The sequence below is a fragment of the Oleiphilus sp. HI0061 genome, assembly GCF_001635675.1.
In genome coordinates this window covers 1-371 of sequence record NZ_LWFE01000735.1, presented here as the reverse complement: position 1 = coordinate 371, position 371 = coordinate 1, and the positions used below count along the sequence as shown (strand labels likewise).

Here is a 371-nt window from a genome sequence, read left to right as displayed (position 1 = left end):
CTTTAGGTCAAAGAATGAGCAGAGACAAACGGCTATCAATTCTCACTGCCGCGGAAATCGAGGATTTATACAGCGTTCCTTCCTTCAACGAGTCTTATCAGCGGTTTTACTTCGCGCTAAATGATAAAGAACTTGCGGAGCTATCCAGAATACGGCAACGCAAGTACCGTTGTGTTGCCGTTGCATTGTTGGGCTACTTCAAATGCAAACCGATCCTGCTCAACCCGAGTTATAAATCCATGCAGGATGACTTGGCATTTATTGCGCGATTTCACTTTAAAGACCTCAAGTTTCGGCGCTTTAGTTTGAAAGCGGACCAAAAATCCCGCATCTATGAGCGTGTTTTATCAATTGCTGGAGTCAACAGCTGG

The 371-nt window shown here is 45.0% G+C and carries 1 protein-coding gene; it reads left to right on the top strand.

Features of this window, described 5'->3' with window-relative positions; all coding sequences use genetic code 11:
- Window positions 1-14 precede the first annotated feature (14 nt).
- On the top strand, window positions 15-371 hold a 357-nt coding region (locus A3735_RS09140), incomplete at its 3' end, for a DUF4158 domain-containing protein (RefSeq protein WP_156499555.1).